Consider the following 2,896-nt stretch of genomic DNA (forward strand, 5'->3'; position numbering starts at 1 on the left):
CAGAACCACTGTGAAAAGGTACTAAGGCCCGCGCGTTCCCGTCGATACCGTTCCGGCAGTCATGACGCCATAGAAAGCTGGCGTATAGGTAGAGCTTGGCCGCAAAGCCGTCATGCCCGGCTCGTCATCTGCGATGCCGAAATTGGTAAAGCGCGTGACCAAATTGAACCAATGTTTCGGCCCATCGCTGGCAAGCGCCCAATGGCCGATGCTATCGGCAATCAGGCAAAGCACGTCGTTGTTGGCGATGTGCTCAGCCATCTTCGCGCGAAAGCCATCGTAGAGATTGAACAGCGACGGGCGGGCCGGAAAGAAGAACCTCCGGCCGCCGACGAACGGCTTTCCTGGTCCCCAAAAACCGTCACCCGACCTAGGCATAGCCGTCAACGCGAAGCTGCCGGGCGGCACATATGGGTTCGGATGGGCAGCAGCGGCCGAGGCAAAGATTGCGGTCGCGTCAGCGACGCCATTCGGGTCGGCGTCCGCCAGCAGGTTCATGCCGGTGTTCTGTGTGCCGCCTGTCAGAGCCCGCGCAGCGTCGGCGATGAGGCCAGTTTTGATAGTGAACGCAACCTCATATCGGTGCAGGGTCGATGATGCCACAATAGCGCCGTTCGACAGCACGCCAGACCTGATCCATGCAGGGATGCCTTGCGGGTTGACGCTGTTCTGAAACTTGTAGCCGCCGCCGCTGATCGCCGGATACTGCCCCGCTGCAATCGGTATGCTGAGGGGGATTTCGTTCACACCATTGGCCAACGTGATCTGATGCGTGCTGATCACGTTGACGGTTAGATCGCCATTGTACTGGATCACGTGAATGTTGGCCGTGCCGGCCCCGCTGGCACCGACATCGACTTCGGTGATGTAACCATCGGCCGGCGCTGGCGATTGCATGACGACGCTGTAGTTCACCGGGGTATTCGTGCCGGTGTTGACCAGGTTCGGCCAGCCGACCATCTGCTCAGTGCCGATGATGTCAACCAGATCGTTTGCGGTGTCGTAGGCTGCACGCGCCTTTGTGCCGACCTCCCCGTGAAAGTGGCCTTCCATTGTGGACCGTTGACAAAGTCGACGGTCTTGGTGGTGTGTGACGTTGGAACCGTCGCCGTGAACCACTTGCTTTCGCCGTTCGGAATGGCCCCCGCCGTATAATACCATGTGCCGGCTCCTGTCCGTTGCAGGCCCATGACACTGCCGGCTGGCTTCAGGATCGAGAGACCCGAGTCGACGGAAGACGGGCCGGCAACGACAGGGATGGTTTGTTCAGAGACGAGAGTTAACGTGCCATCGCCCTCGACTTGGGCAATGACGATATGGATTGTTCCTGCCACAGCACCAAAGCCGAGTTCTAGGCTCGAAAGAAACTCATCGACAACTGACAGTGAGCCCGGCCAATAATAGACGCTGGCATTGGTAACAGCCGTGCCGCCGGCGGAGCCCGTGATCGGGACCGGCCCAACCGTCCGCGACCCGATCAACGTAACAACTTCCGCTGCCGACGCGCGAACACCGGTGTCGACGGCAATCGGCCCGGCCGCAACGGTGTACATTCCCATGATGCCGTTGCTGACTTCGGTCCAGAAGTATTCGCCGACCTCGACGTTGCGCGCGAGAACTGGTGTTGCGCTGGCACCAGCAAGCCCAGCGGACGCCGCGAAGCTGAAACTCGGCGCCATCGTGTAGGAACCCGGCGCAGTGATCAGGATCATCGTCACAGCACCGCCAGCGACGACGAAGCGTCCTGCAGCACGAGAACCGGCGCCGCCGGTAAACGCCAGATCGAATGTTCCGTCCGTACCGCCGGCGCCGCCGACCAGGGCACTAAAGCCATTAACGCCAAAGCCGATCGCCGCGGCCATCGTCGGGAAAATGCCCTTGCCGTACAGGGAGGCATCCCGCGCGGCCTGGGCGCTGGCCAGGTTGGCCGCGGTGAAAGCGACATCGGCGGAGGTTTGTCCGGCATTCGCAAGAGAGCTGGCAGCGCTGGCGGCGGCCTGGCCGGCACTGGCCTCGGTGGCGTCCTTCAGCAGCTGCGTTGCATCGCGCAGCGATTCCACCGCACCGACCACCGCCGAAATATCGGGCGGCACGAACGGGGCAATGGTGACGGCGTCGCTGCCCACCGCCGGCTCGTCGGCGCTGAACTCAAACACCCGGCCGGCATTGACCGACCCGATTTGGGTGTGAACCGTCGTTCCCTTCTGCAAGGTGCGGGCGGTGCGGGCGTCGGCGGCGCGGAACCATTCGCCTTCGCTCACCGTGTAGATGCCGTTCTGCGTCGGGTCGGCCTGGTCCTTGACCAGCATGCGGTCGCCGACCTCAGCCGGCACGCCGTCGATGGTCTGCAGGCGACGGAGTAGAATGTTGGCCGTGGTCGCCAGGCGCACGGGTTCGCGTTCGCCGGTCAGAAGTCGAACGGCGGCAGTTGCGGGTCGGGCCATCAGGCTTGCTCCATGAAAAAAGCCCCGCGAAGCGAGGCTTGAAAGGATTTCAGCGGGCGCGGGACGCGCGGGTTTATGGCACATCTGCGGTTTCCCCCGCGCCTTCGTCATCCCAGTGCGGAGCAAGGAGCGAAGCGACGCGGCGCAGACCCTGGGATCCATTCCGTGACATCGGAGCGCTGCCGCGGTGCAGAACTTTTGGTCGCCGAGGGACAGCGCCCCCCTCTGTCCTGCCGGACATCTCCCCCACTTGGGGGGAGATCGGCAGCTTCGCGGACAGCGTCCTTTTTGCAAGGTTTGTGGTTGGCGAAATCAGTGATGAAGGCCAATCTCCCTCCTTGTGGGGGAGATGTCCGGCAGGACAGAGGGGGGCGCGAAGGATCGCTACAGAGCGCTTTTATTCTGGGCCGCCGCATTCTCGGCGGATGTCACGGCATGATGGGGTGGACGGC

The 2,896-nt window shown here is 62.6% G+C and carries 2 protein-coding genes; both read right to left on the bottom strand.

Features of this window, described 5'->3' with window-relative positions:
* Window positions 1-21 precede the first annotated feature (21 nt).
* Entirely contained in the window at window positions 22-960 is a 939-nt protein-coding gene (locus NMG80_RS05075) for a hypothetical protein (RefSeq protein ID WP_254017131.1), read from the bottom strand.
* The gene (locus tag NMG80_RS05080) at window positions 912-2,309 is read right to left on the bottom strand and encodes a hypothetical protein (RefSeq protein ID WP_254017132.1); all 1,398 of its coding nucleotides are present in this window, start codon (window positions 2,307-2,309) and stop codon (window positions 912-914) included. The genes NMG80_RS05075 and NMG80_RS05080 overlap by 49 nt, the downstream gene beginning before the upstream one ends.
* Window positions 2,310-2,896 lie beyond the last annotated feature (587 nt).

It is taken from the genome of Mesorhizobium escarrei (genome assembly GCF_935825525.1).
Lineage (GTDB): Bacteria > Pseudomonadota > Alphaproteobacteria > Rhizobiales > Rhizobiaceae > Mesorhizobium > Mesorhizobium escarrei.

Excerpts from the sequence above, each read along its gene's own strand:
- NMG80_RS05080 (WP_254017132.1), bottom strand. The coding sequence starts at position 2,309 with ATGCTGGTCAAGGACCAGGCCGACCCGACGCAGAACGGCATCTACACG.
- NMG80_RS05075 (WP_254017131.1), bottom strand. The coding sequence starts at position 960 with ATGGTCGGCTGGCCGAACCTGGTCAACACCGGCACGAATACCCCGGTG.